The 23,999-nt window shown below is 45.1% G+C and carries 24 protein-coding genes; 15 read left to right on the top strand and 9 right to left on the bottom strand.

Annotated elements, in window-relative coordinates:
* Positions 1 to 115: 115 nt before the first annotated feature.
* Positions 116 to 1,171 carry a 23S rRNA (adenine(2503)-C(2))-methyltransferase RlmN gene (rlmN, locus tag ACRBG0_RS06320; protein ID WP_431486058.1) on the bottom strand — a complete coding sequence of 352 codons (1,056 nt, stop codon included), beginning with the start codon at positions 1,169 to 1,171 and terminating at the stop codon, positions 116 to 118.
* A 121-nt stretch (positions 1,172 to 1,292) separates the two neighbouring features.
* Positions 1,293 to 1,673 (bottom strand): DUF4783 domain-containing protein, encoded by a 381-nt coding sequence (locus ACRBG0_RS06315; RefSeq protein WP_431486057.1) that lies wholly within the window; start codon positions 1,671 to 1,673, stop codon positions 1,293 to 1,295.
* A gap of 353 nt (positions 1,674 to 2,026) precedes the next feature.
* Here ACRBG0_RS06315 and gpmI point away from each other — a divergent pair, with 353 nt between their 5' ends.
* Positions 2,027 to 3,565, top strand: a complete 1,539-nt coding sequence (gene gpmI / locus ACRBG0_RS06310; protein ID WP_431486056.1) for a 2,3-bisphosphoglycerate-independent phosphoglycerate mutase — start codon at positions 2,027 to 2,029, stop codon at positions 3,563 to 3,565.
* Positions 3,566 to 3,583: 18 nt separating this feature from the next.
* Positions 3,584 to 4,153, top strand: a complete 570-nt coding sequence (locus ACRBG0_RS06305; RefSeq protein ID WP_431486055.1) for a hypothetical protein — start codon at positions 3,584 to 3,586, stop codon at positions 4,151 to 4,153.
* Between the two features lie 255 nt (positions 4,154 to 4,408).
* Here the strand turns inward: ACRBG0_RS06305 and rsmG are convergent, their stop codons facing one another.
* Both rsmG and ACRBG0_RS06295 read right to left on the bottom strand, forming a co-directional pair.
* Positions 4,409 to 5,038 (bottom strand): 16S rRNA (guanine(527)-N(7))-methyltransferase RsmG, encoded by a 630-nt coding sequence (rsmG, locus tag ACRBG0_RS06300; RefSeq protein ID WP_431486054.1) that lies wholly within the window; start codon positions 5,036 to 5,038, stop codon positions 4,409 to 4,411.
* 26 nt (positions 5,039 to 5,064) lie between these two features.
* Entirely contained in the window at positions 5,065 to 5,751 is a 687-nt protein-coding gene (locus tag ACRBG0_RS06295; protein WP_431486053.1) for an RluA family pseudouridine synthase, read from the bottom strand.
* Between the two features lie 392 nt (positions 5,752 to 6,143).
* Between ACRBG0_RS06295 and ACRBG0_RS06290 the strand changes: the two genes are divergently transcribed.
* The 5 genes from ACRBG0_RS06290 (at position 6,144) to truA (ending at position 11,204) form a co-directional block, all read left to right on the top strand.
* Positions 6,144 to 6,986, top strand: coding sequence for an aminotransferase class IV (locus tag ACRBG0_RS06290; RefSeq protein WP_431486052.1), 843 nt, complete (start codon positions 6,144 to 6,146; stop codon positions 6,984 to 6,986).
* A 111-nt stretch (positions 6,987 to 7,097) separates the two neighbouring features.
* Entirely contained in the window at positions 7,098 to 8,267 is a 1,170-nt protein-coding gene (locus tag ACRBG0_RS06285) for a Pycsar system effector family protein (RefSeq protein WP_431486051.1), read from the top strand.
* 114 nt (positions 8,268 to 8,381) lie between these two features.
* Positions 8,382 to 9,191: a hypothetical protein gene (locus tag ACRBG0_RS06280; protein ID WP_431486050.1), complete on the top strand. Its 810-nt coding sequence runs from the start codon at positions 8,382 to 8,384 to the stop codon at positions 9,189 to 9,191.
* A gap of 75 nt (positions 9,192 to 9,266) precedes the next feature.
* On the top strand, positions 9,267 to 10,454 hold the full coding sequence (locus ACRBG0_RS06275; protein WP_431486049.1) for a S41 family peptidase: 1,188 nt from the start codon (positions 9,267 to 9,269) through the stop codon (positions 10,452 to 10,454).
* A gap of 3 nt (positions 10,455 to 10,457) precedes the next feature.
* Positions 10,458 to 11,204 (top strand): tRNA pseudouridine(38-40) synthase TruA, encoded by a 747-nt coding sequence (gene truA / locus ACRBG0_RS06270; RefSeq protein WP_431486048.1) that lies wholly within the window; start codon positions 10,458 to 10,460, stop codon positions 11,202 to 11,204.
* On the opposite strand, the gene ACRBG0_RS06265 is transcribed toward truA, so the two are convergent.
* From ACRBG0_RS06265 to ACRBG0_RS06255, 3 genes are read right to left on the bottom strand one after another with little or no spacing between them, the layout of a single operon-like run.
* Entirely contained in the window at positions 11,201 to 11,569 is a 369-nt protein-coding gene (locus ACRBG0_RS06265; RefSeq protein ID WP_431486047.1) for a hypothetical protein, read from the bottom strand. The two genes, truA and ACRBG0_RS06265, sit on opposite strands and share 4 nt — an antisense overlap.
* A 2-nt stretch (positions 11,570 to 11,571) precedes the next feature.
* The gene (locus ACRBG0_RS06260; RefSeq protein WP_431486046.1) at positions 11,572 to 12,324 is read right to left on the bottom strand and encodes a hypothetical protein; all 753 of its coding nucleotides are present in this window, start codon (positions 12,322 to 12,324) and stop codon (positions 11,572 to 11,574) included.
* Between the two features lie 26 nt (positions 12,325 to 12,350).
* The gene (locus ACRBG0_RS06255; protein ID WP_431486045.1) at positions 12,351 to 14,561 is read right to left on the bottom strand and encodes an amino acid permease; all 2,211 of its coding nucleotides are present in this window, start codon (positions 14,559 to 14,561) and stop codon (positions 12,351 to 12,353) included.
* 319 nt (positions 14,562 to 14,880) lie between these two features.
* Here ACRBG0_RS06255 and ACRBG0_RS06250 point away from each other — a divergent pair, with 319 nt between their 5' ends.
* From ACRBG0_RS06250 to ACRBG0_RS06240, 3 genes are read left to right on the top strand one after another with little or no spacing between them, the layout of a single operon-like run.
* On the top strand, positions 14,881 to 15,699 hold the full coding sequence (locus ACRBG0_RS06250) for a zinc-dependent peptidase (RefSeq protein WP_431486044.1): 819 nt from the start codon (positions 14,881 to 14,883) through the stop codon (positions 15,697 to 15,699).
* A 59-nt stretch (positions 15,700 to 15,758) separates the two neighbouring features.
* A complete protein-coding gene (locus ACRBG0_RS06245; protein ID WP_431486043.1) occupies positions 15,759 to 17,264 on the top strand; it encodes a M48 family metalloprotease in 1,506 nt (501 codons plus the stop codon).
* Between the two features lie 34 nt (positions 17,265 to 17,298).
* Positions 17,299 to 17,736 (top strand): hypothetical protein, encoded by a 438-nt coding sequence (locus tag ACRBG0_RS06240; protein ID WP_431486042.1) that lies wholly within the window; start codon positions 17,299 to 17,301, stop codon positions 17,734 to 17,736.
* On the opposite strand, the gene ACRBG0_RS06235 is transcribed toward ACRBG0_RS06240, so the two are convergent.
* Positions 17,708 to 17,947, bottom strand: a complete 240-nt coding sequence (locus ACRBG0_RS06235) for a 4a-hydroxytetrahydrobiopterin dehydratase (protein WP_431486041.1) — start codon at positions 17,945 to 17,947, stop codon at positions 17,708 to 17,710. The genes ACRBG0_RS06240 and ACRBG0_RS06235 overlap by 29 nt on opposite strands.
* A gap of 288 nt (positions 17,948 to 18,235) precedes the next feature.
* On the opposite strand from ACRBG0_RS06235, the gene ACRBG0_RS06230 reads away from it, so the two are divergent.
* The 5 genes from ACRBG0_RS06230 (at position 18,236) to ppgK (ending at position 21,580) form a co-directional block, all read left to right on the top strand.
* Complete coding sequence (locus ACRBG0_RS06230; protein ID WP_431486040.1) at positions 18,236 to 18,790, top strand: thioredoxin family protein; 555 nt, start codon at positions 18,236 to 18,238, stop codon at positions 18,788 to 18,790.
* A gap of 72 nt (positions 18,791 to 18,862) precedes the next feature.
* Complete coding sequence (locus ACRBG0_RS06225) at positions 18,863 to 19,264, top strand: hypothetical protein (protein ID WP_245569368.1); 402 nt, start codon at positions 18,863 to 18,865, stop codon at positions 19,262 to 19,264.
* Positions 19,265 to 19,283: 19 nt separating this feature from the next.
* Positions 19,284 to 19,928, top strand: a complete 645-nt coding sequence (locus tag ACRBG0_RS06220) for a peptidylprolyl isomerase (RefSeq protein WP_431486039.1) — start codon at positions 19,284 to 19,286, stop codon at positions 19,926 to 19,928.
* The gene (locus tag ACRBG0_RS06215) at positions 19,928 to 20,806 is read left to right on the top strand and encodes a peptidylprolyl isomerase (RefSeq protein ID WP_431486038.1); all 879 of its coding nucleotides are present in this window, start codon (positions 19,928 to 19,930) and stop codon (positions 20,804 to 20,806) included. Before ACRBG0_RS06220 ends, ACRBG0_RS06215 begins: the two co-directional genes overlap by 1 nt.
* A 9-nt stretch (positions 20,807 to 20,815) precedes the next feature.
* Positions 20,816 to 21,580, top strand: a complete 765-nt coding sequence (ppgK, locus tag ACRBG0_RS06210; RefSeq protein ID WP_431486037.1) for a polyphosphate--glucose phosphotransferase — start codon at positions 20,816 to 20,818, stop codon at positions 21,578 to 21,580.
* Between the two features lie 12 nt (positions 21,581 to 21,592).
* Here ppgK and ACRBG0_RS06205 read toward each other — a convergent pair whose 3' ends face one another.
* Positions 21,593 to 23,908 (bottom strand): TonB-dependent receptor, encoded by a 2,316-nt coding sequence (locus tag ACRBG0_RS06205; RefSeq protein WP_431486036.1) that lies wholly within the window; start codon positions 23,906 to 23,908, stop codon positions 21,593 to 21,595.
* Between the last annotated feature and the right edge of the window lie 91 nt (positions 23,909 to 23,999).

Raw genomic sequence — 23,999 nt, 5'->3', positions numbered from 1 at the left:
CTTTTTTATACCTACTTAAATGACCTTAAATTCCTTATATGGTTCAATAGTTTATACAATTGACCATCTCGACTTGAAGCATCATTTTATGAGAAAACTCGAGGTTGGTAAATCATCACCCCTTATTCGCCAACTGCCCACAAGCCGCATCAATGTCCTTCCCTCGGCTACGCCGGATGGTAACCATAACGCCATGATCGCGGAGATACCGCGCAAAATCATCAATACGGTGAGCGGCTGATTTACGGAATTCAGCACCATCGATAGGGTTGTATTCGATGATATTGACCCTTACGGGGAAACGCTTGCAGAGTTGGAGCAGGTTATGCGCATCCTCCAGGCTATCATTGAAATCCTGAAAAGCGATGTATTCGTAGCTGATCCGATTTTTTGTTTGCTTGTAGAAATACTCAAGCGCGTCCATCAGAATGGCCAGATTGTTCTGCTCATTGATGGGCATAATTTCATCTCGCTTGACATCATCAGCAGCATGCAGACTAAGCGCGAGATTGACTTTGGTGGCATCGTCAGCCAGTCGACGGACCATTTTTGCAATACCGGCAGTACTTACCGTAATACGGCGGGGAGCCATGTTTAAACCATCCGGCGTCGTTATTTTCTCAATACTCTCTAGCATAGGAGCATAGGCCAAAAGTGGCTCTCCCATGCCCATGTATACGATATTCGTGAGAGGGTGGCCAAATTTCTCCATGCATTGCTCATTAACGAGCACTACTTGGTCAAAAATTTCGGCAGCATCCAGATTGCGAAGACGCTTCATCTGGCCGGTCGCACAGAATTTACAACTCAAGCTACAGCCCACTTGGCTGGATACACAAACCGTAAAACGGTTATCATCTGGCACCGGAATTAAAACAGACTCAATAAGGTGCCCATCATGCAAGCGAAACCTCGACTTGATCGTTCCATCCGCACTGTGCTGCACCTTGTCTTCTGTGATAGCGTTGATCTGGTAGCCTTCCTCTAGTTGCTCGCGTAGTGCCTTTGAAAGGTTGGTCATCTCCGCAAAGGAACGGGCACCTTTCTGCCATAGCCATTCATAGACTTGTTTGGCGCGAAAGCCTGCCTGCCCCAGTTCTTTCATGACGATTTTGAGGTCGTCCAAGCTGAGCTTGCGAATGTCCATTTGTATGGATGCCTTGGTATTCATAGCACAAAGGTAAGTCTAATAGTATTAATAGAAAACACCCGCTTCTCGTACTGAGAAGCGGGTGTTTTGTAGGTAAACCGGCGAAATCATTTTTCGGTTCACTTGTATTTTACGTTAAGGATTATTCGCTGTCAAAGCGAAATTCCTGGATAATCATTTTTCCATTGCGATTGGTGAGATACAAATACACGCGGTAGGTACCACCACTGGTTTTCATATTACCAATTACGTACTGGGAATCACTGCTACGGGAAGCACCTTGGTGTACCTCTGTAAAAGAGGAGACCGTGTTTTGGCCCAAAAAGCGCTTTACTTTCTGTAAAGCCTGTGCTTTATTGTATATCCCTTCCTCTTCTAGGATAGATAATTCCAGTGATTCATCGAAATAAGTACCCAATGTTTCCATATCACCACTGTTCAAAGCAGCCGTAATTTGGGACATTCCGCCTTGGGCGAAAGTCAAAATGGGAGATAACATTAGAATAAACAACAACTGTTTCATAAGCTCGATTTTAAGTTATCGGTAATATAACCCGTAACTTTGCTTCGTGAATTAGACGAAAAATGTACTTATAGTCACATTTTTACTTAGGCGAGATAGTTTGAATAGTTGCAGTAACGTTGGCTACATTGCTAATTTGCAGCTCAGGCTTGGTAATAACGAGTAGCAATAAGCATTCATTGCTTTCGAACATCTCAAAAGTAAGAACAATTTTCCTGAAAGACAAGTACTCTTGTTTAGTGTTTTGTTTACACTAAGTGCTTATATTTGAGCACTTCATTTGGAGCTTGTTGGGAAATTCGTTTTTTAGTCAAGTGGAATTTTACAAAAGCTCTTAATATACTTAGCAGACGATGAGCACTAAAAAAGCGATGTTAATTATTCTTGATGGTTGGGGGTTAGGCCAGGTTCCTGGTGCCGATGCCATTGCACAGGCCAATACGCCCGTTTTTGATAACATTTGGCAAAATGCCCCTCATAGCACCCTCGTCACGTATGGAGAAGAGGTAGGTTTGCCGGAAGGCCAAATGGGAAATTCAGAGGTAGGCCATTTGAATATTGGCGCCGGACGTGTGGTTTATCAGGAGTTAGCACGTATTAATAAAGCTATCCGGGACGGCGATCTAGCCCGAAACGAAAAACTACAAAACGCCATCGCCTACGCAAAGGAAAATGGCAAAGCTATCCACCTGATGGGTTTGGTGTCTGATGGTGGAGTGCACTCTCAACTGAATCACCTCCTTGCTTTGGTTGATATTATTGAAGCAACAGGCCACGATAAGACTTTTATTCACGCTTTTACCGATGGGCGGGATACCTCTCCACAGGGTGGCAAAGACTATCTGCAAACATTACTGAACCACCTGGAAGGGAAAAACACTCGTTTAGCCACCGTCATTGGCCGCTATTTCGCAATGGACCGCGACAAGCGCTGGGAACGAATCAAACTCGCCTATGACTTGATCGCAAAAGGAGAGGGGGGAACAACCAGCGATATTATTGCTACCCTCAAGGAGCGCTACGAAGCGGGCGAAACGGATGAATTTATCCAACCAACTTTGGTTACCAATGCAAAAGGAGAAACGTCTCCTGCATTGGCAGATGGAGATGTGTTGTTGTGTTTCAATTTCCGGACAGATCGCCCTCGGCAGATTTCTGCGGCACTCACGCAGCAAGATTTCCCGGATTATGGGATGAAAAAACTGGACGTTCGCTACCTTACCATGACGCGTTACGACGAAACTTTTACTGGTTTAGAGGTACTTTTTGAAAAGAAAGACCTTGAGAAAACGTTGGGTGAAGTTTTGGCCGCTAACGGAAAAACCCAAGTAAGAATCGCCGAAACAGAGAAATATGCGCACGTCACCTTTTTCTTCAACGGTGGCCGAGAAGAACCTTTTGAAAACGAGCGCCGCCTGCTCATTCCTTCGCCTAAAGAAGTAGCTACTTACGACCTCAAGCCGGAAATGAGTGCGCTGGGGATTACCGATGCCATTATCGAAGACATAAAAGCGAATCAGCCAGACTTTATCTGCCTCAATTACGCCAACACGGACATGGTGGGCCACACCGGGGTGTTCTCTGCCGCAATAACTGCCGCTGAAACGGTAGATAAATGCCTGGGAAGGTTGCTGGAAACGGGCCGCGAATACGGCTACGAAGCTATTGTTATTGCCGATCACGGCAACTCTGATTACCTCATCAACGAAGATGGCTCACCCAATACTGCGCATACTAAAAACTTGGTGCCCTGTATTTTTGTTAACCAAAGATCAGGTAGTTGGCAGCTTCAGGACGGAAAACTTGGAGATGTCGCCCCAACACTGCTATGGATGATGGATGTACCTGCGCCAGCAGAAATGGATGGGAACATATTGATCCAGGAAAAATAGCAGGATTAAACAAGAGGAATGAGTAAATATTTGTCTTATGCAATGACCATTTTTACGATGGTTTTGATATTGTCTTCATGCAATCAAGCCGACGAGGCCCAAGCAGCGGTAGATCAAAAAGACACTTTCTTTTCATTGGAAAAATTTTTCGAGGCCGAAGAAGAGCGCTTGCAAAGTGCTAATATTGGCCTCGATAAAGAGATTCGTATCAACGAAAAAGAAGAACAACAGCTCATAGCGGATATTGATTATTCCAGGGAGTTCAGTATGTTTCGCAAAGCAGATATCAACCGCCCGGCATGGTCTGATAAATACCAAGCAGATTCAACTCTACAACAAGGGGCATTAGAAATACGGTATACCAGTCTTGACCCGGAATTGAAGACACAGGAGCTGTTTGTAATGATGAACAAAGAAGGCGAGGTAGAAAAGATTGAAATTATAAGCCAAACAGAAACGGCCCTTGCAGGAAACAAAAGCTGGATGACCTACGAACCAGCACTGGGCTACCATATCAAAACTCAACAGAAAAATCGTACTGCTGAAACACTGAATATAGAGATAAAAGGGGGCTTTGTTTCTCAATAATGCTGGAGGAGCCTATTGCGCTTAGCTTCCGGATTACCTGAACGATAACCCGGAAGCAGCATAAACGTGGATCGTTGACAATTCACTAAAAAGTGTTCATAGTGTCAGGAGTTCAATTCCTCCCTTTTACTGGAATTGTCATTGATGTTGATTACAAATATAATATATTTTTATAAAGTAAAAAACACTGTTAATCAGCATTTGATTTACATTTATATGTAAAAATAAAATATGAGTCAGGTTTTATTTTCTCCCTTAGTACTGCACGTACACCACAGATTTTTCAATAAAAAATTCTTCTGAAAACATCTTCTTGATCGGGTAAATCTCCGAATAAGTCCCCCTTGGTAATGCCTTTAGTTCTTCTTTGACGTTCCCGCCTTTCAGTGCAATGATACCGTTTGGCAATGCATGCAGTTGCTTATCGTGAATAAGCGGCATGCTCCAGGGAACAATCTTTTCCATCAAGGCTACTGCACGAGTGATAACGAAATCAAAGGAACGACCTTTACGCTCTTCTGCTCGTTGTTGAAAGCCCTGTACATTTTTCAGGCCTAGTGCAGTAGCTACTTCATTGACGACAGTGATTTTTTTACGAATCCCGTCAATCAATACAAACTCCGTTTCCGGAAAAAGGATAGCAAGGGGAATACCCGGAAAACCGCCACCTGTACCAAGGTCCAAAACCCTGGCCCCTGGCATAAACTTAATCACTTTAGCAATAGCCAGGCTATGAAGAACATGGTGGAGGTAAAGGTTATCGATGTCTTTCCGAGAGATAACATTAATCTTCTGATTCCACTCGCGATAGAGAGGATCTAACTGTTCAAACAATGCAAGTTGATCCGCAGGTAAATCAGGAAAATAAGTTTTAATAGCGTCCATACAGAAAATTTAAATTCTTTGACATTTTATTCCTCCCAGGGAGTAGGAATTTTAAAAGCTTCCCACAATGGAGTAGCAGGCGGCGATGCAACAATATGCTCTGCCACGCCTGTACGCGGATGGCTGAACCTTAACTGCCAAGCGTGTAAGTCAATACTCCGATCTGGATTTCTACGACGGAAACCATACTTGGCGTCTCCCCTTATTGGGCAGCCAATATGGGCCAACTGCGCCCTGATTTGGTGATACCTCCCGGTTTGCAAGTCGATTTGCAACAAAAAGTAACGGTCACTTTTACCAACAACTGTATACTTCAAGCGTGCTTCAACGGCATCGGGTGCTGGTTGGTCAAGTACTTCGGTTTGGTATTTTCCTTTCTTTTTACGCAGATAATGCACCAATTCTCCTTCGTTAGCAGGCGGCTCCTGAGCAACCAGGGCTAAATAAGTTTTCTTTACGTTTCGTTCCCTAAACTGTTCATGCAGGGCCTGCATGGCATCTTTGCGTTTAGCCAAAAGTACAACACCACTCACCGGGCGATCAATACGATGAATGAGGTGAAGATGTGTTTGGCAATAGGTCGCGCCTAACTGTAACAGAGAAGGATCTTCGGTTTGGTCAGGTTGCACTGGTATACCATTCGGTTTGTTGAAAGCCACCAAGTGGTGATTATTATACAGCACCTGATCACCAATTGGGATATAATTGTCCATTTTTCATTTTTTGACAAGCTCGAAAAGAAATTGACGCTCTGGTAATTTTTGTACTTAGAGTCAATCGAAAACAAAAATCACGCTCCTTACCCCGTAGGAATGCCTATGGCATCAGTCACTTACAATTTTTGCTTTAGCTCAACCACAAAAATAGTCAGAGAAGGAAGAAATTTAGCTTCGCTGATCATCGCACCTCGCTGGAGTTAACGAAAAGTAATCCTCCAATTTTCCTTAACACCCCGTGGGTGTGTTGGATAGTTTTCTGATAATCAGTTTTTTAGAGGTGGTTTAGCGGGCAAAAGCGATGTGCTTGTTTTTTTCTCCGTCACTAAATTTGCTGCAAACATCCGGTTTTTACCGGTATATTTCGGCAAATAAAGAAAATAAGGACCTTGAATAAGCTAAAGTGTTACTTAAACGGAGCAATTATTCCCGAAGAGACTGCTCAGTTGGGGTTAAATGATTTGGCCCTTTTACGAGGGTTTGGCATTTTTGATTATTTCGTTTTCGAGCGTTTCCAGCCTCGATTTTTAGAAGATTACCTGGATCGATTCTATCGCTCAGCAAAATGCCTTGGGCTGGTGTCACCTATTGAAAGAGAAAACCTCAAGCAAGGCATACATCAACTCATTGCAGCCAATGAGCAACCTTCCGGAGGAATAAGGTTAGTTCTTACAGGTGGCTACACGCCAGATGGCTACGCTCCCACAGTAGGTAATCTCTTTGTTTTACAATCTCCTTTTCCAGGGCCACCCCCCATCCAATTTGAGCGCGGAGCACGGGTAGCAACCTACCAGTATCAGCGTGAGCTCCCTGAGATCAAATCCCTCAACTACCTGATTGGGATACACCTGCTGCCCTGGCTAAAAGAACAGGAGGCTGAATATATTTTGTACCATGATGGCAAATATATTCGGGAAAGTGACCGCTCTAACTTTTTTCTCATCACGGAAGATGATGTATTGGTCACCGCAAAAGATAAAGTGCTAGCAGGGATTACCCGTGCTAAAATATTAGCATTAGCCCGTAAAATCGGGATGAAAGTAGAAGAAAGAGAAGTCTCCTTAGCAGAGTGGAAAGAAGCCAAAGAAGCCTTTCTAACCAGCTCTACCAAAGGTGCTTTGCCTGTTAGTTTTATTGACGGTAAAGCAATAGGAAAGGGAGAACCCGGTACTCATACAAAAGCTTTGCAAGCTGCCTTTTTGGCGTTAGTAGCTGAGGAACAGGAGAAGTAAATTATTAGGTTAGGCTTTTGATGCTTAAATTAGTGTTTGATAAAACCCGGATAGGGGGAGCTAATCGACATTATTCCCTCGACATGCTCTGTACCGTGGAAAAAAAAGAATATGCTAACGAATGTAAGTAAGACCGAGCGTCACGTAAAAAACCTCTTGCAAGAGAAGTTAACGCCCGATCATTATTACCATAACCTTCCGCATACCTTGTCTGTCGTAGATGCCGTGAGGCTATTGTCAGCCAGGCATGAAATTTCAAACGAAGATTGTGAGCTGCTAGAGGTCGCAGCTTGGTTTCACGATATTGGTTACGTAAAATCTTACGAAAACCACGAAGCCAACGGCGCTGAAATGGCAGCCGAGTTCCTAAAGGATTTAGATTATTCAGAAGAAGATATTGCTACCATCAAGCGGCTTATTCTAGCTACAAAGATCAGTCACGAGCCTACTGATCAGATGGAAATGATCCTGAGGGATGCTGATTTAAGTAATATCGGACGGGCAGACTACCTCGCTTTACTTTCAGGATTACGCCATGAATGGGAAGTTTTTCGCAACGAGATTTATGACGAGAGAGCGTGGTATCAGCTCAACTATAAATTTGTAAAAGAGCATAAATACCATACCAATATTGCCGAAGAAATCTACGGCATACAGCACCGACAAAACGAGAAGACTTTAAAGAAGCTGCGCAAAAAAAAGAAAAAGAAGAAGAAAAAAACGAAACCAGATACTCGTACAGGCAACACAATCAGTACCAACCGTAGTGCGCAGATGATGTTTAAAACAGCACTGCGAAACCACATGGACCTAAGCAATCTGGCAGATAACAAAGCCAATATTATGCTTTCCGTGAATGCCTTGATCGTCACGATTGCTGTGCCTATGGCTGCAGGTTACGTCAACGATGCACCTCACCTGATGATTCCGGTTATTGTGCTTTTGCTGACTTGCTTGTGTTCGATGATTTTTGCGACCTTGGCCACCCGACCTATTCCAATGACGGGTATCACCACGCAAGAGGACATCAACAAAGGGCAGTCTAACCTTTTCTTCTTCGGTAATTTCTACCGAATGGGGATCAAAGAGTATGACGCCGGCATGGATCTTATTATCGCTGATGACGACACACTCGAATCAGCAATTAAGCGAGATCTTTATTTCCTCGGGCGTTCGTTGGGTAAAAAGTACAACCAACTACGTATTTGTTACAACCTATTTATGGTAGGTGTGGTATTATCCGTATTGCTCTTTGGTATTAGCTATGCTGTTTTTCAGTAAGCAGGGTGCAGGTTTTAAAAATTTAGCGCACCTCTAACAACTATTTGGGAAAGTCGCGACAAGTACTTGCTGCTGATTTTAATCTAACAATTCTCCAGATCAACAAAGAAAACCATGAAAACAGGGCTCAGCTTTTTTGCTTTGCTGTGCTGCTTAAATCTTAGCGCTCAGGAAAATATTCTAAACACAAATGGCAAGTACCTAACGATAGGCGTTGGAATCCCCATCCATACTGTCCGCGATCAAGCCCACTCTCCTTTTGCTTATCGAGGGTCAGGTTTTCGCGTTTTTACGAATTTTGAAGAGGTCAAAGACAATGGAGTATTTAGGCTGTCTTTTTCCATTGAAAGTGCTACCCTTAAAGCGAAAATAAAGCCCCGGCAGGACACAAAAGGAGCCACCGAACTCAACAATATGGAGTTAAGTGTAGGTTATTATGCCCGAGTAGGCGATGATGCTAGTAGTGACAATCGGCAATACGTGGGAGGAGCTTACAATCTCCAGTTTAATAATCGGAGCTATCCATTGCCTACGAATAACACACAAAGCCTCCTTTTTCAATCATCTCTTAGCGTAGGTGCACTGGACCGCAGAAGTATTGATGGAAGTGACCGCTGGATGGCTACGACCAGGATCGACTTACCCCTCCTGACGGCGCTTTATCGGCCTACTTATATTGGCATTGGTCCCTTTTTACATATCCCTAAAGTAGGGGGTAAGGAGTTTTTCAAAAACCTTGAAATCGTAACCCTCAATAAATTTTTCAAAATAGCCGTGGGCGTCGATGCAGATCATCAGGCACGCGACTGGCGTACGGATCGTATTGCCTATGATTGGAGCTTGCTGTATACTCCTCTACCCAAAACCAAGCCAATGATCGCTACTGTGGGTAGCCTAGGTTATGGTTTTAGAGTGCTTCTGTAAGAACGGGAGGTAACGAAAATCCAGAGACGGTTCAACTTGTTTTTTGCGCAATACTTAGCATATCAAATTCCAGGCATGAATAATATAACACGAACAATAAGCTTTCTCTTTTTTGTCCTTTTACTAACGGCTTGTGGAAAGTGGATTGTAGGATCAAACCCACCAAATACGGTAAGCAACAACTACGACTATTTTTATAATACCGTAAAAGAGAACTATTCTTTCTTTGCAGAAAAGCAAGTCAAGTGGGATTCTCTGGATCAGCTATACCGCCCCCTGATCAATGATAGCCTCAGTAACGACTCGCTGTATAGCATACTTTCTACGATGCTTTTTGAGCTCAGAGATGGCCATGTAAACCTTTATGTCAATAATGACCGCTCCCGCAATGCGGATTGGTATCTCGATTATCCGGCCAATTTCAATCGTGGATTTATCAACCGACAGTACTGGAAGACTGATTACCAAACCTCTGGGGCTTTAATCAATACTTGGCTGCCTGATTCTATTGGTTATGTCTATTATGGTTCTTTCCGCGCTGGTTTTTCAAAAGGTAATCTCGACTATGTCCTCAACCGTTTTGCCAACGCGAAAGGACTAATTATTGATGTCCGCGAAAATGGCGGTGGTTCCATGAGGAACGTTTTTCGGTTGATGGAACGATTCATTCCTGAGCGCACCTACTTCGGAACTATGCAATACAAAACAGGGCCGGGCCCAGATGAATTTTCAACTCCTGATAGTGTTTTCCTTAAACCCTTGAAAGATTACCAGGCAATTGCTGAAGCCAAAGCAAAGCAGAAAAAGAAAAAAGGGAAAGAAGAGGACGACGAAGACAAAGAGGAGGAAGAAGAGGAAACGTCTAAAGAAAAGAAAGCCGGGCCGGGCCGATGGGCCGTAGCCGACAGTACGGGAATGATGCTCGACAAGCCTATTGTGGTCTTGATAAACAGGCACAGCTATTCTGCGACCAACTTTTTCTCGGCCTATATGTCTACGTTGCCTAATGCTACCCTTATTGGCGACCAGAGTGGCGGCGGCGGCGGTGTTCCTGTTTCCTTTGAGCTGCCTAATGGCTGGAAGTTTCGTGTTTCCGCCACTCGTACTTACCTGCCAGATGGTTATAATATTGAAAAAGGGATAGAACCAGACATTTACCAGACTACAGGTCCCGCAGAAGAACTGAAAGGTATTGATGCGATTATTGAAAAAGGGAAGGCCGTCATTTTAGAAAAAGTGGCAGCAGCCATCAGTGAAAAATAGACCATGCGTTATTTTATAGAACTCGCCTATAATGGCGCAGCTTATCACGGCTGGCAAGTACAGCCCAAACAAGTGTCTGTTCAGGAAACGATCACCCATGCACTGTCGTTGATTTTACGTTCCCCTGGGCTGGAAATCATGGGCTGTGGCCGAACAGATACCGGTGTTCATGCCAGTGAGTATTTTGCGCATTTTGATTTCGATGGTGAGTTTCCCAAAGGTTTTTTGTCTCGGCTCAACAAATTCCTGCCAAAGGATATTGCCATCCGGCGCATCTTTCCGGTTGCCGATGACCAGCATGCGCGCTTTGATGCGCATTATCGAGCCTACCAATACCACCTGACCTGGCAGAAAGATCCTTTTCGCCAAGACACCATTTTTCATCTTCACCGAGCGAAACACTGTGACCAAGCATTGATGCAGGAGGCCGCAGCATTATTATTGAAGTACGATGAATTCCTTCCTTTCTGTAAAACAGGCTCCGATGCTAAAACCATGCGCTGTGAGCTTTTTCGCTCGGAATGGGAATTCAATGAAGGAGAGTGGGTCTACCATATTGCGGCGAATCGCTTTCTACGAGGAATGGTGCGCCTGATCGTAGGTATGTCCATTTCCGTAGGAGAAGGTAAATTAACCATCGCACAAGTTCGCCAGGCACTAGATAAGCAAGAGCATCTACCCAAAAGCCTGAGTATTGCCCCCGAAGGACTTTTTCTGACAGAAGTTCGATATGCGTTTTTGGAAGCCTAGGTATCAATACAGACTTCTTCCGTCCTGCGAGAATATTCTTCCCCATTGGTGAGCGCCAAAGAATAACAAACGGTAATGTTGGGAGCCAACCCTGATTGCACAAAACTAGTGCGTTCAAGCGGTAGCGTGAGGAGGAGTACGCCATTTCTGAATACACCAACACCATTGATAGAAGGGTTCGCTGTATAATCATAATTGATAGCGTAAGTAACCCTTACTTCTCCCACTCCATCGTACGGAGTGCTCAGGATGGTTATTATATCAAACTCTTCGTCAAGTAATTGATTTTCCGGCAATGCGATGACATCATCTACACAGGAAGAAAGTAGAACCGAAGCCCCAAAAAATAGAATAATTCTATACATGATTAGAAGTTAAACTTGATATTCAAAGCGAAGCCGCTGTAGGCAGGAACAATATCCAAAGAGTGAATCGTTAAAGAACTCTCAGGGGAAAATATCGGTTTCTCCAATTGAGTTTTATTGATCTTCCGGAGCAGCCTGTAAGTAAAATACGAGGAGCCAATGACCAGCGGAATACCGATCATCCTTTTGTTATAAAGTTGCTTTTTTCTATTTTCGTGATCTTCCGCTAAGGCATTGTATTGCGCAGCATACATAGCTCCTTCATTTGCATTAATCGCATTGGCATACAATCCTCTTACGGTAGTCAAATTCCCTTCAATTTCGTCAATTTTATTCATTGCGCCGCCGTCAATAACATACCACAATGCTACGCCATTCACTACCGGGAAAACCGTATTATAGATAATTGTTTTTAACCTAGAAGCCCGATATTCATCGTAAACAACCTTATAGTCTTTATAGCGCTGGCTTTGCTTAACCAAACCAAATTTAAAGACATTCCTTCTATTAGCCTTAACCTGAATAGTATCTATAAATAGCTCGAACTTGGGGTTGGAAACTTCAATAATGTATTCCTTCTCTGGTAATTCTAACTCGAGGTAAGTGATGCCTTCATAAGTCTCACCATTGAGTCTTAACGTAGAAGCCTCAGGGGCTATATAGATTTCAACGGGGATATTTTGCCCTAAAAGAGGGTTGGCAAAACCCAGAAATAAGAGCATGAAAACATTAGCAATAAGTGTCAGGGGTTTCATTGTAGCGCGTTTTGAAAACGTATCTTTTACTTCTTAAATGTCAATCTCAGTACCGAACAAGCGGCATTTTTTGCAAAACGATCCTTGTTTACGCCTACTAGTACATCTAACCAATTTTCTTTAGCTGGCGTACCGATGATGAGTAAGTCGTATTCAGCAGAAGCTTCAGATAGCGCCTGTACAGGGTCTGCCGATACTTCTACTCGAAGTTTCGCAGGAGAGGCACAGGAACTTAGCAAAGCTTGAGATTGGGCTTCTAGTTCTTGCAATTCTTCTTTGGTCGCTTTGGGCATAGTAACCCTCATTAGCGTTAATTCAGCACCATAAAACTGCGCGATCCGGTCACAAGCCTGAATAAATTCTGGATTCTGCCGACCGGGGCGAATAGCCACTACGATGCGGCGGATATAGCGGACGCCATTATCAAGGAAAAGGGCAAAATTACTGTCGATATGGGTAAGTAGCCAGCCCATAGGGTTACGCACAAAAATACTATTGGCTGTTTGGCGGCCATTCCAACCAGCGACCAACCAACGGCAATGGGTCTGCTCACTAATATCCTGAATGGTTTGTACCAAATCGTGCGTGACCGCAGCATCAAAATCAACGTCAATAGACTGCTCTCTTGCCATGACACCAATCCGGCGGTTGAGGGCATTCACTTTGGGGTCATCATCCAAGACATCTGCCAAGCGAGTCTGGTCGGGCACTTCACGTAAATGAACGACCTGAACCTTATTCCCCTGGGCAAGTGCTGCGGACATTTCCACCAGCATTTCAGCCGAACGTTCGGCACCAAAAAGCGGTGTAACGGTACGGACATTCGTGGCGAGTGCACCATCAAGGTTAGCTGCGTTTTCTTGCCCAGTATCCAGGGCATGTTGTCCGGCAGCTTTGGGAGCATTTTGCCGGCGGCGATAAAGCAAAAATGCTGCCGGGCGATGGCCATAAACCTTTAGTACACCACTCCGTTGTACTCTCGATTTTCCGTAAAGGTAAAAGGTAATTAACCCAGCAGTAATGATAACAACTGCGCCCAGAAGTGCCGACATACCCAAAACATAGAGTAATCCCATACCGGAAAGAATTCCGAAGATCTGCATCCATGGGTATAAAGGAGATCGGAATTTAGGTTGATACCAAGCTACCGATGTTTCTCGTAAAACAATGACGCAAAAATTCACCAAAATAAACATCATCACCTTGAAGGCACTGGCTAGTTTGGCAATTTTCTCTACTTCCAAAAAGATAATAACCAATGCCATCATTCCACAAGTAAGGACAATTGCCAGGATTGGGGTCAAGTACTTTTGGTGTACTTTGCCTAGTAGCTCCGGTGCCAACCGGTCGCGGCTCATAGCAAAAGGGAAACGGGAAGCCGCAAGTACGCCACTATTGGCCATAGAGATCAGCGTAATCACCCCCAAAACGGCAGCAGCAATGCCGGCCCAGTGTCCCATTACCTTATCTGCAAGGGTATAAACGGGGTGCAAATCAGTGCTAAATTCCTCGATAGGAATATTCCCTACCATCGCGAAACTTACCAACGTATACAGTGAAGTAACGATCACCAATGAAAGCAACATCGCTATAGGAAGGTTACGCCCAGGGTTTTTTATCTCTTCTGCAATTGCTGCAACTTTAGTGACACCAGCGTAAGAGACAAAGACAAATGCCGTGGCTGCATATAAGCCCATATTCCCATTTAAAAAGGCAGGCTGTAGATTTGTTGGTTGTACAGAAATTACTCCTCCAAAAATCAGTGCTATCAAGCCTATAATACTAACACTAACGATGACGAGCTGGGCTTTGCCCACCTTTTTGACGCCCAGAACATTGAGGCAAAGAATGAGTACCAAGCTAATTAAAGCGACCGATTTTAGCGGTACTTGGGCCAGCACAGCCAGATAGGCGCCAAACCCTACAAGTGCAAAAGAGCTTTTAAGCAACAACGACAACCAAAGACCAATACCGGAAATGGTGCCCATCACCGGGCCGAAGGCACGTTCGATATACACATAGGTACCACCAGAAGTAGGCATCGCCGTTGCGAGCTCCGACTTGGATAAAGCTGCAGGTAAAACACAAATACCTGCCAATAAGTAAGCCAACCAGATAGAGGGGCCCGTTTTGGCCGCCGCAATTCCAGGCAAAACAAAAATGCCACTTCCTAGCATCCCCCCTATTCCAATAGCTACTACGTAGGATAAGGATAATCGGCGTTCAAGTTTTTTCATTTATGAGTAAGGTCTCGTTGTTAGGCCAAGATTTGGCTCCGCTTTAATCACCATGATACGAAAAAAAACGGCAGCCAAATAGAATAGTTGAGCAAGCTGCGAAGAAAACATTAGGGCGGTGCGTCACGCCGCTACTTTTTCTTATAGCAGAAAGAACGCAAAAGTAATAGTTCCAAATAAAAACAAGGCAAATAAGACTCAGTAGGAAATACTTAAAACAAAAAAATTGAAGTAGGTAAAGCCTTTTCCTCTCCTCTTAGTGACGGAAAAACTTATTCCCGTCAAAATCTTGCCGTACATTTAGAGAAAAATAAACAACATGCCCGCTTTTAGATTGGCCATACCTTTTATTTTGCTGCTCGGCCTCGGCATTTACCTCACTATAGAGGTGGATACCAGTTGGTCTTTGCTCATGATCGCCATGGTGGTGATACTGGTCTCGTTCTATGTGCTTGCGCCCCAGATCAACTGGTGGTGGTGGCAGCGTAGCCCGCCTGATCTGCCTACGGAGATGGCGCAGTTTTTGTCGGAAAAATCACCGTTTTACCAGCAATTATCGGAACAGGAGCAACGGGAGTTTCGGCGGCGGGTGTTTCTTTTCAACGAAGGCTCTGATTATAAACCGCAGGTACTGGAATCTATTCCCTTGGATGTAAAAGTGATCATTGCGAGTGTGCCAGTGACGATGACCTTTGGGCAGGAGGAGTTTTTGTTTACGAATTTTGAGAACATCATCATTTATCCTCACCCGTTTCCTTCGCCTCAGTACCAAGAGCATTTCCATATTTCGGAAATCTACGAACCGGACGGCGTGGTTATGTTTTGTCTGGAGCATGTGTTGCGCGGTTTTGTAGATGCCAAACAGTACCTCAACCCGGCTTGGTACGAATATGCTCGTATCTTCCAAAACACTTATCCTGCTTATGATTATGGAGATTGGTCATCGGTAAGCTGGGAGGATTTGCAAGGCATCAGTGGTTTTTCTCAAGAAGCGCTAGAGCGCTGGATTGGCCTTCCCGAACTGGATCTGACTGCTATGGGCATTGCCTTTTACTTTATCTATCCTCAGCAATTTAAGCAGAAATTGCCGGAGCTTGATCGTGCTCTTAACTTGGTTTTTAAAACTTCTGTAGTCTAAACGTGCATCTAAAAAACAAGTAACCCTTCCCTATTTTTAATAAAAAAATTCTCTTAGCCATGATACACCACAACTTACCTTACCGCAGCCTTCTACTCACCGCTTTCGTGCTGATGTTCTCCTTCTCTTGGGACAGTTGTTCGCGTAACCCTGTTACTGGCAAGAATCAACTCATGCTGATGTCTGCCGGGCAAGAGCAAGCCATGGGAGACCAAAACGATCCGGCTATTGTGGCGGAGTTTGGTTTGTACCAAAATGACGAAATGCAACAGTTTCTCAATGCCAAAGGGCAGGAAATGGCGGCTGTTTCTCACCGGTCTGACCTTAAATTTGAATTCAAACTATTGGATTCTCCTGTAGTTAACGCCTTTGCTTTGCCAGGGGGCTACGTTTACTTTACCCGCGGCATCATGGCGCACTTCAACAACGAAGCACAGTTTGCCGGGGTGCTAGGGCACGAAATCGGCCACGTTACGGCACGGCACTCCGCCCGCCAGTACAGCCGTAGTATTTTGGCGCAAGTGGGCTTAATTGCCGGGATGATTCTCTCTCCTGAGTTTGCCCAATTTGGCAATGAAGCCAGCCAGGCCATGCAGCTTATGTTACTTAAATATGGCCGGGATGCAGAAAGCGAATCCGATAAGCTAGGGGTTGAATACTCTTCTGAAATTGGCTACGATGCCCACCAAATGGCCGGCTTTTTTGCTACCCTCGATCGCCTGAGTGGTGGCCCAGAAGGACGCCTGCCTACCTTTATGTCTACCCACCCCGACCCCGCTGACCGCAACGTAAAAGTGGGGCAGCTTGCCGATCAGTGGCAACGGCGCAATGACGGTGGCCCTTACGAAGTAGGCCGCGACTCGTACTTGCGTATGATCGACGGACTGATGTACGGCGAAGATCCTCGTCAGGGTTTTGTGGAGAACAACAACTTCTATCATCCTGAGTTAAAATTCCAGTATGCCATCCCCAGTGGCTGGCAGACGGCCAATACCCCACAGCAAGTACAAATGGCACCCGAAGACGGTAAAGCAGTCATGATGCTACAACTGGGCCAAGGGGCTTCACTAGAAGCTGCGGCTCAGGCTACTGCCGAAAAATACCAGCTGCAAACAACGGGCAGCCAACGCCGCACCGTCAACGGCCTTTCCGCGCTGGAAGTGTACGCAGACTTGGTGCAGGAAGGCCAAGATGCCAATGGACAAACCGTTCAGCAGGTTTTGAAAACCGTCTCTTACTATATCCAGTATGGTGAATACATTTACCATTTCCTAGGCCTGTCTACCGAACAGGATTTTGCTTCCTACCGGGGCCGCATGCTATCGACGATGACGAGCTTTGGCAGCCTTAGCGACCCCGACAAACTGAACCGCCAGGCAGAACGTATCAAAATCGAAACCCTCAGTCGTGATATGACACTGCGCGAGGCTTTTTCTGCTTACCGCCAACCCAGCGACCGCTTAGATGAATTGGCTATCCTCAACGGCATGGAGCTTACGACTCGCCTGAAGAAAGGAACGCTCATCAAGACGGTAGCCACGCCTGACGGGCAGGGACAACGGTAGATTTTAGAGGTGGGGTGGATGAAAACCGGCTGCAATGAACGAAACTAAAATTTTTGGAAATCCAATTCCACTCTATCTTCTAGCCATTGCTTTCGGATTATGGGTTTCTGCGGAGGTTGTTAGTAGTAAATTAATGGTTGTTTTGTTTGGCATCTATTGCCTTGGACAAGTTGTAACTATGCAAATAGTCAGGTTGACATCAACGAGTATGTCTTTTCGAGACAATCTTTTGAAAACTAAAGTTGAGATTGATTTTGAAAAGACTCTTGTTGATAAATATTCTCTTGAACTACTTGACGAAAATAATCAAAAGACCTATGAGTTAAGCATCGAGTTTGGATTCGAGGCAGACGATCTATTTGTCAAAAACAATCAAGGCGAAATTATCTTTACAACGGATTTGAATAGCTTTAGGATATTTAAGTTTATCCAGTCACATTACATTAATGCCTCACCGCAATCTCATCAATAGCCGCGGCTAGCTTGCGGTCTTTTTCGGTAACGGTATTACCCGCATCGTGTGTATTCAGACGAAAGCTAACCGTATTGTAAACGTTCGACCAATTGGGGTGATGCTGTTGTGCCTCTGCTACAAAAGCTACTTCTGTCATAAAGGCGAAAGCCTGGGTAAAGTTTTTGAATTTGAATGTTGCCCGCAGCTCGTTATCTTGTTCTGTCCACATAACTTGTTCTATTTATTCTCTCAACACTTAAGCCCGGAAAGATGTTGAATAACTTTAGAGCTTGTTGGGGGATTTTGCGAACTGATTTTCAACGAATTACGGTTCTGACTAAGAAATTAAAGCCGAGCTTAGCGGGCTAAGTAAGGGTTTCATTTCGACGACAGGTTCGTAAATCCTTGAAAATAAGGAAGCATTAACCATTTTCTTCCCTCTAATTCAGGATTTTTGTTTCCCACCAAATAAAATTTCCCGACAAGCTCTTACTTTTGCAAAAAAGAATAACAGCTCATGGCCTTAAAGGAATCCAATATGCTCCCACTCGGGACAAAAGCTCCTGAATTCACCCTACCTGATACCGTAAGTGGAAAAACCCTTAGTCTACAAGACATTGCAACTGACAAAGGAACGGTTGTCATGTTTTTGTGTAACCATTGCCCTTACGTGATTCACATCAACGAAGAGATTGTCCGTATTGTCAAAGATTATAAAGCCCAAGGCATTGGCTTTGTGGGAATCAGCTCCAATGATGTGAACAACTATCCCATGGATGGACCAGAGCTCATGACAGAACACGCTAAGACAGTAGGCTACAATTTTCCTTACCTCTATGACGAAAGCCAGGACGTAGCCAAAGCCTACGACGCGGCTTGCACCCCCGACTTTTATATCTTTGACGGAGCGCAGCAACTCTACTACCGAGGCCGTATTGACAGCTCTCGCCCCGGCAATGACTCCCCTCTTGATGGCAAAGATCTGCGCCAGGCATTAGACGATATGCTTGCCGCGAAGCCTGCCCCTGAAAAGCAATATCCAAGCGCGGGCTGTGGTATCAAGTGGAAGTAGTAGTGGGTACGTTGTGCTAAGTACGAAGTACCTTGTACCCGATACCTAAAATAATCACTATTTTTGCCCCCTGTGGAAACAAAAGACTTAAAAACCGAAGAATGGGAGATGAATTTCGAATGGTTACGCATTCGTCATTTCCTCAAAGATCGCTTCCAAAGGGAGGTGTTGCCTGATCTTAATGGTATCCTTTTTTTGATTGGTATCCAGGAACTGGGGCGCTGGCAAGAGAAGTTTAGCAAAGAAGAAAAACAGGACCTGATGCACATTGCTACTTGTCGCTTGTTGGGCTATTATGGCTACTACGAGTTTGCAGGGCGCGATGCTGATGGTTGGCCCCATTGGGAGCTGGTGCGTAAAATTCCACCCAATAACCTTAAAGAACAAGAAATCCTTTTCAAGCAAGGAATTATCCGCTACTTCAAAGAATGGGAAGCGGAAACGGCTTCGCTTAAAGAGGACAGTAGTAAATAAGCTTTAAATTCGAATACTGATGATGACAAGACTTTTCTTCGCCCTGTTGATATTGGCTACCCTGAGTGGCTGTAACAATGATGGAAATACCTACGCCCTGATCTCTACCAATATGGGAGATATGAAGGTAAAACTCTATAACAGTACGCCTCAACATCGTGACAACTTCATCAAGCTGGCCGAAGAAGGCTTTTATGATGGCACCTTGTTTCACCGCATTATTGCAGGGTTTATGATCCAGGGCGGTGACCCAGACAGCAAGGATGCTCCTGCTGGTCAATCTTTAGGAATGGGTGGCCCTGGTTATACCATTCCTGCAGAAATTGGAGCTTTGCACCTGACAGGAGCATTGGCTGCTGCTCGGACTTCTAACCCAGCGAAAGCCAGCTCGGGTTCTCAGTTTTATATCGTACACGGCAAGCCCGTAACTGACATGGAATTGGATCAAATTGGCCAGCGTGCTGGTCGCCCTTATTCTGATATACAACGCGAGCTTTATAAAGAGTTGGGCGGTACGCCACAGCTTGATTTTGAATACACCGTCTTTGGGGAAGTTGTTGAAGGCTTCGAAGTAATTGACGCTATTGCTAAGGTAAGCACCAACCCATCGGCAGGAAATCGCCCTCTTGAAGACGTCAAAATGACGGTAAAAATCCTGAACTAATGCATAAAGTTATTCTCTATTTGGCTGCCCTGTTATTGGTTGGCAGCTGTGCCCGCCCAATTGCTGATTTTTCAGTGCCAACAGAAGATATTGCCGCTGCGAAGACATTGACTTTTAGCAATGAACCGGAGGAAGGCCTAACCTATTTCTGGGATTTTGGCGATGGACAAACATCTACAGAAGTTTCACCTGAACATCGTTTTCTTGGTTCTGGAACCTATACCGTAAAACTTACGGCTACCGACGAGAAAGGGAAAACAGGCACGAAAGAAAAAAAAGTAACGGTGCTGGCACCAGAACGTTGCCTCGTACTTATTCAGACCCCAATGGGGGATATGTTGGCCGAAATCTATGACCGCACGCCGTTGCATCAAGACAATTTTGTCAAGATGATTGAGCAAGGATATTACGACAGCCTACTTTTTCATCGCGTCATCCAGGGTTTCATGATCCAGGGGGGCGACCCAGATAGTAGAAATGCTGCTCCGGGCAAAATGCTGGGCTCTGGTGGCCCTGGCTACACCATAAAGGCAGAGTTTGTCGATTCACTGGCACATGTCAAAGGGGCCTTGTCTGCTGCTCGTACCAACAACCCACAAAAGCGCAGTTCAGGTTCTCAGTTTTACATCGTACAAGGTAAGCCTGTAAGTGAGCAAGACCTCAACAATAAAGAAGGTGCTGCGAGATTTCGTTACCCATCTTACGTACGGGAGGAATACCTGAAAATGGGAGGTACGCCTTTTCTTGATCAGGAATACACCGTCTTTGGCCAGGTCATTGAAGGATTGGACGTCATTGATCGGATCGCGGCAGTAAACACAAATGGACAGAATCGCCCAAATGAGGATGTATGGATGGTCATTAAACTCATTCGCTAACAGTATCGTATGAAAGATAATATTATTCTAGGTGTAGACATAGGAGGTACCGGTATCAAAGGCGGGCTTATTAACGTTGAAACCGGTGAGATGATTACCGAACGCCACCGCTTGGATACACCCCAACCGGCGACGCCAAAAGCTGTAGCGGCTACTTTTAAGCAATTGGTAAAATTCTTTAAATGGAAAGGCCCGATTGGGGTTGGTTTTCCTGCAATTGTTAGCCATGGTGTAGCGCTAAGTGCCGCAAATATTGATGCCAGCTGGGTTGGCACCAATATTGCCAAATTACTCGGTGAGTCTTCCGGTTGTCACGTTTATGTGCTTAACGATGCAGATGCTGCTGGTGTAGCATCAATGCGCTTTGGTGCAGGCAAAGGTGAAGAAGGAGTAGTGATGATGCTGACCGTGGGAACGGGTATCGGTTCTGCACTGTTCATTGACGGGCAGTTGGTCCCCAATACGGAACTAGGTCACTTGTTTCTTAAAAACAAGAAGGAAGTCGTTGAGAAAGCGGTATCCAAAGTAGCACGTAAAGAAAAAGAACTCACGTGGGCTCAATGGGGTAAAATTTTCAATAAGTACCTCCTGCATTTGCAACGCCTGTTCTCTCCAGACCTCATTATTATCGGAGGAGGAGGTAGCAAAAGCTTTGATGAATACAAAGACGAATTGACCGTAGATTTCCGTGTAAAACCTGCGGGTTACCTTAATAAAGCTGGAGCTGTAGGTGCTGCCTGGTATGCTTGGGAACAGGAACAAAAGGCGAAGTAGCCCTATCTATGCCTAGAAATTAATGCGGTAGCTCAGTATTGGAATAAATTCCAGCTGATATCGCGTGGTGATTTCTCCCAAATAACGATCATAATAATCATAGGCGGTATTCTGCTGACCACTCCAGTTTTGGATATCTAGCGAAAGCATAGAATTCCACGTTGCATGGTTTTTTTGGTAGTAAATCCGTAAATCCGTCCGAAAATAGGCGGGCAATTGATTGGAGAATCCTGCATCGTAATCGAAGACCGTAGTTCTAGCAGCTTGCGAAGCTTGGAGTAATATCGGCGTTGAGCGTAAACCGCCATTCCAGCGTACTGCTACATTGAAACCAAAGCGATTGGTACGATCTAGTCGATCCACGCCACTCCATTCTTTACCAAAGGTGAGAGCTGTGGCAAAGTCTTGAGCAAAACGGGTTTTTACCCATTCGTCCTGCTCGTTGAGGTAGCGTGCATCGAACAAGCTCCCACTGAGGACGTACCACCAGCCCCCTGTAGCAAATTGTTGCAAACTAAGCTCAACTCCTTGAGTACGACCTTCTGTAGTCGCCGATGACTCTGGTAATATAATTTCCAATTGATTGATTGCTGAACGCGCTCCGGTACCTGCTATTTGAGTGAGTTCCTGATGGTAAACCTGAAGACTGACCTTGCGGCTATCACCTAATTTACGATTCCAGAACAAGCTGTACTGCCGAGCCTTACGAGCCTGTAGTTGGGGAGCGTAAGGAGAAGGAGCTTGGGTAGTGACGTTGTACTCTCCCCCGAGGCTGGTTGTTTTATTGGCCAGATAGCTAATGGCTAAACGAGGCTCGGAATACGTTTTTTCATCCAGCCAATTTAGGTAGGTTGTCGCTCGCCAGCCCAGTTGCAAGTTGAGTTTTTTGATTTGGTAGCGCCAATCCAAATAAGGACTAAGCACAACCCCATCACTGTCTCTTCCCGAAATTCCTTCGGAGCCGAGAGCAAACTCTCTGCTCACTTTTTGATCAAGATATAAACCTTCTATTCCAAAAGTGACACTACCAAAAGGCAAGAGTTTTCGGCGATAACTCAAGCGCAACGATGTTTTTTCTTGCTCCAAATTATCGTACTCCCGATTAGGCAAATCGCTGGCCACCGCCAAGCGGTTATTGCGAATACCTGACCAGGCACCCGATAGCAGCCAAAGTCCTTTGTTTTGCTGGGGTTGTTGCCAATTGAAACCGATAGTCGCCATTTTAGAATCAAAATCAATGGTGCTATAAAGGTCTTTCTCACTTTCCCAAGCTGTGGTGTCTTCTGACTGGATAAAGTCATTACTGCTCCTACCCATCATACCAAAAAGCTGAAAAGTGTTGCCTTTCTCTCCGGGGAAATTCAGCTTAAAGCTCAAATCTTGAAACCGAATATCTTCGTCGCCGAGTGGGACGCCCAAATCACTAAGTAGGCCAGTGAAGGAATAGCGATAGTTGATGAGGTAAGAACTAGCTCCCTCCTTAATTGGTCCTTCGGTTGCAATATCAAAACCGATGAGTCCGGCCTGAACGGTATGCTCTCGTTGTTCATTGTTTCCGTTGCGCAAGCGTAGATCTAGCAGTCCGGCCGTAGCGTTGCCATAGCCGGCAGGATAAGCTCCCAAGTAAAAATTAGCCTCTTCCAAAAGCTGTGCACTTAGCGCATTGACACCACCGCCACTCAGCGTACTGCGATCTGAAAAGGTACCAGCGTTGGCGGTATGGTTGGGGTTTATAATTTCGAGCCCTTCAAGCCGCCAGTGCATTCCCAGTGGCGACTGCCCACGAATGACGAGGTGATTAGCCTGATCATTGGCACCGCTGATCCCAGGATAGGCAGTAGCCAGGCGGGCCGGATCATTGAAGGTAGCAGGAAAACGCAGCGTTTCTTCTTGTGTAAGACGCAACAGATTGGGGCTGGCTCCACTTTGAGGGGATCGGCTGGCTTTGACCGTGATCGACGTCAGGCTGGTAGGGGCTTCCTGCAGCTCAATGTCTAGCACTTGCTCTTTACCTGTAGACACCAAAACCTCTGCCATCTCCAGTTGTTGGTACCCCAAAAAGGAAACCTCAATCGTATATCTCCCGGGAGCTAAATCCGTAAAACGGAAGTCGCCTAGCGTATCTGTATCTGTGCCTTTTTTGATGTTTTTGAGGTAAACTGTGGCCCCTGTCAGGAATTGCCCGTTATCGGCATCACGTACACTCCCTCGCAAGGTTGCCTGAGCATTTAGGCTGTAGCCTAAACAAAGAAAGAGCAATGACAGGAGGCTTAGCTGAATACTATGCGGCGTCTTGAAAAATCGAAAATGTTTACGTGTTACCATCATGGAGGCTTTTGAATCTCTCCACAAAGATGGGGCTTAGTAGGCGTAAAAAATAAATATCCCGCCCTATTTACATAAGTCATCCCGAATTTTG

Origin of the sequence: Lewinella sp. (assembly GCF_050633125.1) — a bacterium.
Taxonomy (GTDB): domain Bacteria; phylum Bacteroidota; class Bacteroidia; order Chitinophagales; family Saprospiraceae; genus Lewinella.
This window is presented reverse-complemented; position numbering and strand designations above follow the sequence as displayed.

Bases quoted from the DNA above. Each gene is read 5' to 3' on its own strand.
- rlmN (WP_431486058.1), bottom strand. From the start codon at position 1,171: ATGAATACCAAGGCATCCATACAAATGGACATTCGCAAGCTCAGCTTG.
- ACRBG0_RS06315 (WP_431486057.1), bottom strand. From the start codon at position 1,673: ATGAAACAGTTGTTGTTTATTCTAATGTTATCTCCCATTTTGACTTTC.
- gpmI (WP_431486056.1), top strand. From the start codon at position 2,027: ATGAGCACTAAAAAAGCGATGTTAATTATTCTTGATGGTTGGGGGTTA.
- ACRBG0_RS06305 (WP_431486055.1), top strand. From the start codon at position 3,584: ATGAGTAAATATTTGTCTTATGCAATGACCATTTTTACGATGGTTTTG.
- rsmG (WP_431486054.1), bottom strand. From the start codon at position 5,038: ATGGACGCTATTAAAACTTATTTTCCTGATTTACCTGCGGATCAACTT.
- ACRBG0_RS06295 (WP_431486053.1), bottom strand. From the start codon at position 5,751: ATGGACAATTATATCCCAATTGGTGATCAGGTGCTGTATAATAATCAC.
- ACRBG0_RS06285 (WP_431486051.1), top strand. From the start codon at position 7,098: ATGCTAACGAATGTAAGTAAGACCGAGCGTCACGTAAAAAACCTCTTG.
- ACRBG0_RS06280 (WP_431486050.1), top strand. From the start codon at position 8,382: ATGAAAACAGGGCTCAGCTTTTTTGCTTTGCTGTGCTGCTTAAATCTT.
- ACRBG0_RS06275 (WP_431486049.1), top strand. From the start codon at position 9,267: ATGAATAATATAACACGAACAATAAGCTTTCTCTTTTTTGTCCTTTTA.
- truA (WP_431486048.1), top strand. From the start codon at position 10,458: ATGCGTTATTTTATAGAACTCGCCTATAATGGCGCAGCTTATCACGGC.
- ACRBG0_RS06265 (WP_431486047.1), bottom strand. From the start codon at position 11,569: ATGTATAGAATTATTCTATTTTTTGGGGCTTCGGTTCTACTTTCTTCC.
- ACRBG0_RS06260 (WP_431486046.1), bottom strand. From the start codon at position 12,324: ATGAAACCCCTGACACTTATTGCTAATGTTTTCATGCTCTTATTTCTG.
- ACRBG0_RS06255 (WP_431486045.1), bottom strand. From the start codon at position 14,561: ATGAAAAAACTTGAACGCCGATTATCCTTATCCTACGTAGTAGCTATT.
- ACRBG0_RS06250 (WP_431486044.1), top strand. From the start codon at position 14,881: ATGCCCGCTTTTAGATTGGCCATACCTTTTATTTTGCTGCTCGGCCTC.
- ACRBG0_RS06245 (WP_431486043.1), top strand. From the start codon at position 15,759: ATGATACACCACAACTTACCTTACCGCAGCCTTCTACTCACCGCTTTC.
- ACRBG0_RS06240 (WP_431486042.1), top strand. From the start codon at position 17,299: ATGAACGAAACTAAAATTTTTGGAAATCCAATTCCACTCTATCTTCTA.
- ACRBG0_RS06235 (WP_431486041.1), bottom strand. From the start codon at position 17,947: ATGTGGACAGAACAAGATAACGAGCTGCGGGCAACATTCAAATTCAAA.
- ACRBG0_RS06230 (WP_431486040.1), top strand. From the start codon at position 18,236: ATGGCCTTAAAGGAATCCAATATGCTCCCACTCGGGACAAAAGCTCCT.
- ACRBG0_RS06220 (WP_431486039.1), top strand. From the start codon at position 19,284: ATGATGACAAGACTTTTCTTCGCCCTGTTGATATTGGCTACCCTGAGT.
- ACRBG0_RS06215 (WP_431486038.1), top strand. From the start codon at position 19,928: ATGCATAAAGTTATTCTCTATTTGGCTGCCCTGTTATTGGTTGGCAGC.
- ppgK (WP_431486037.1), top strand. From the start codon at position 20,816: ATGAAAGATAATATTATTCTAGGTGTAGACATAGGAGGTACCGGTATC.
- ACRBG0_RS06205 (WP_431486036.1), bottom strand. From the start codon at position 23,908: ATGATGGTAACACGTAAACATTTTCGATTTTTCAAGACGCCGCATAGT.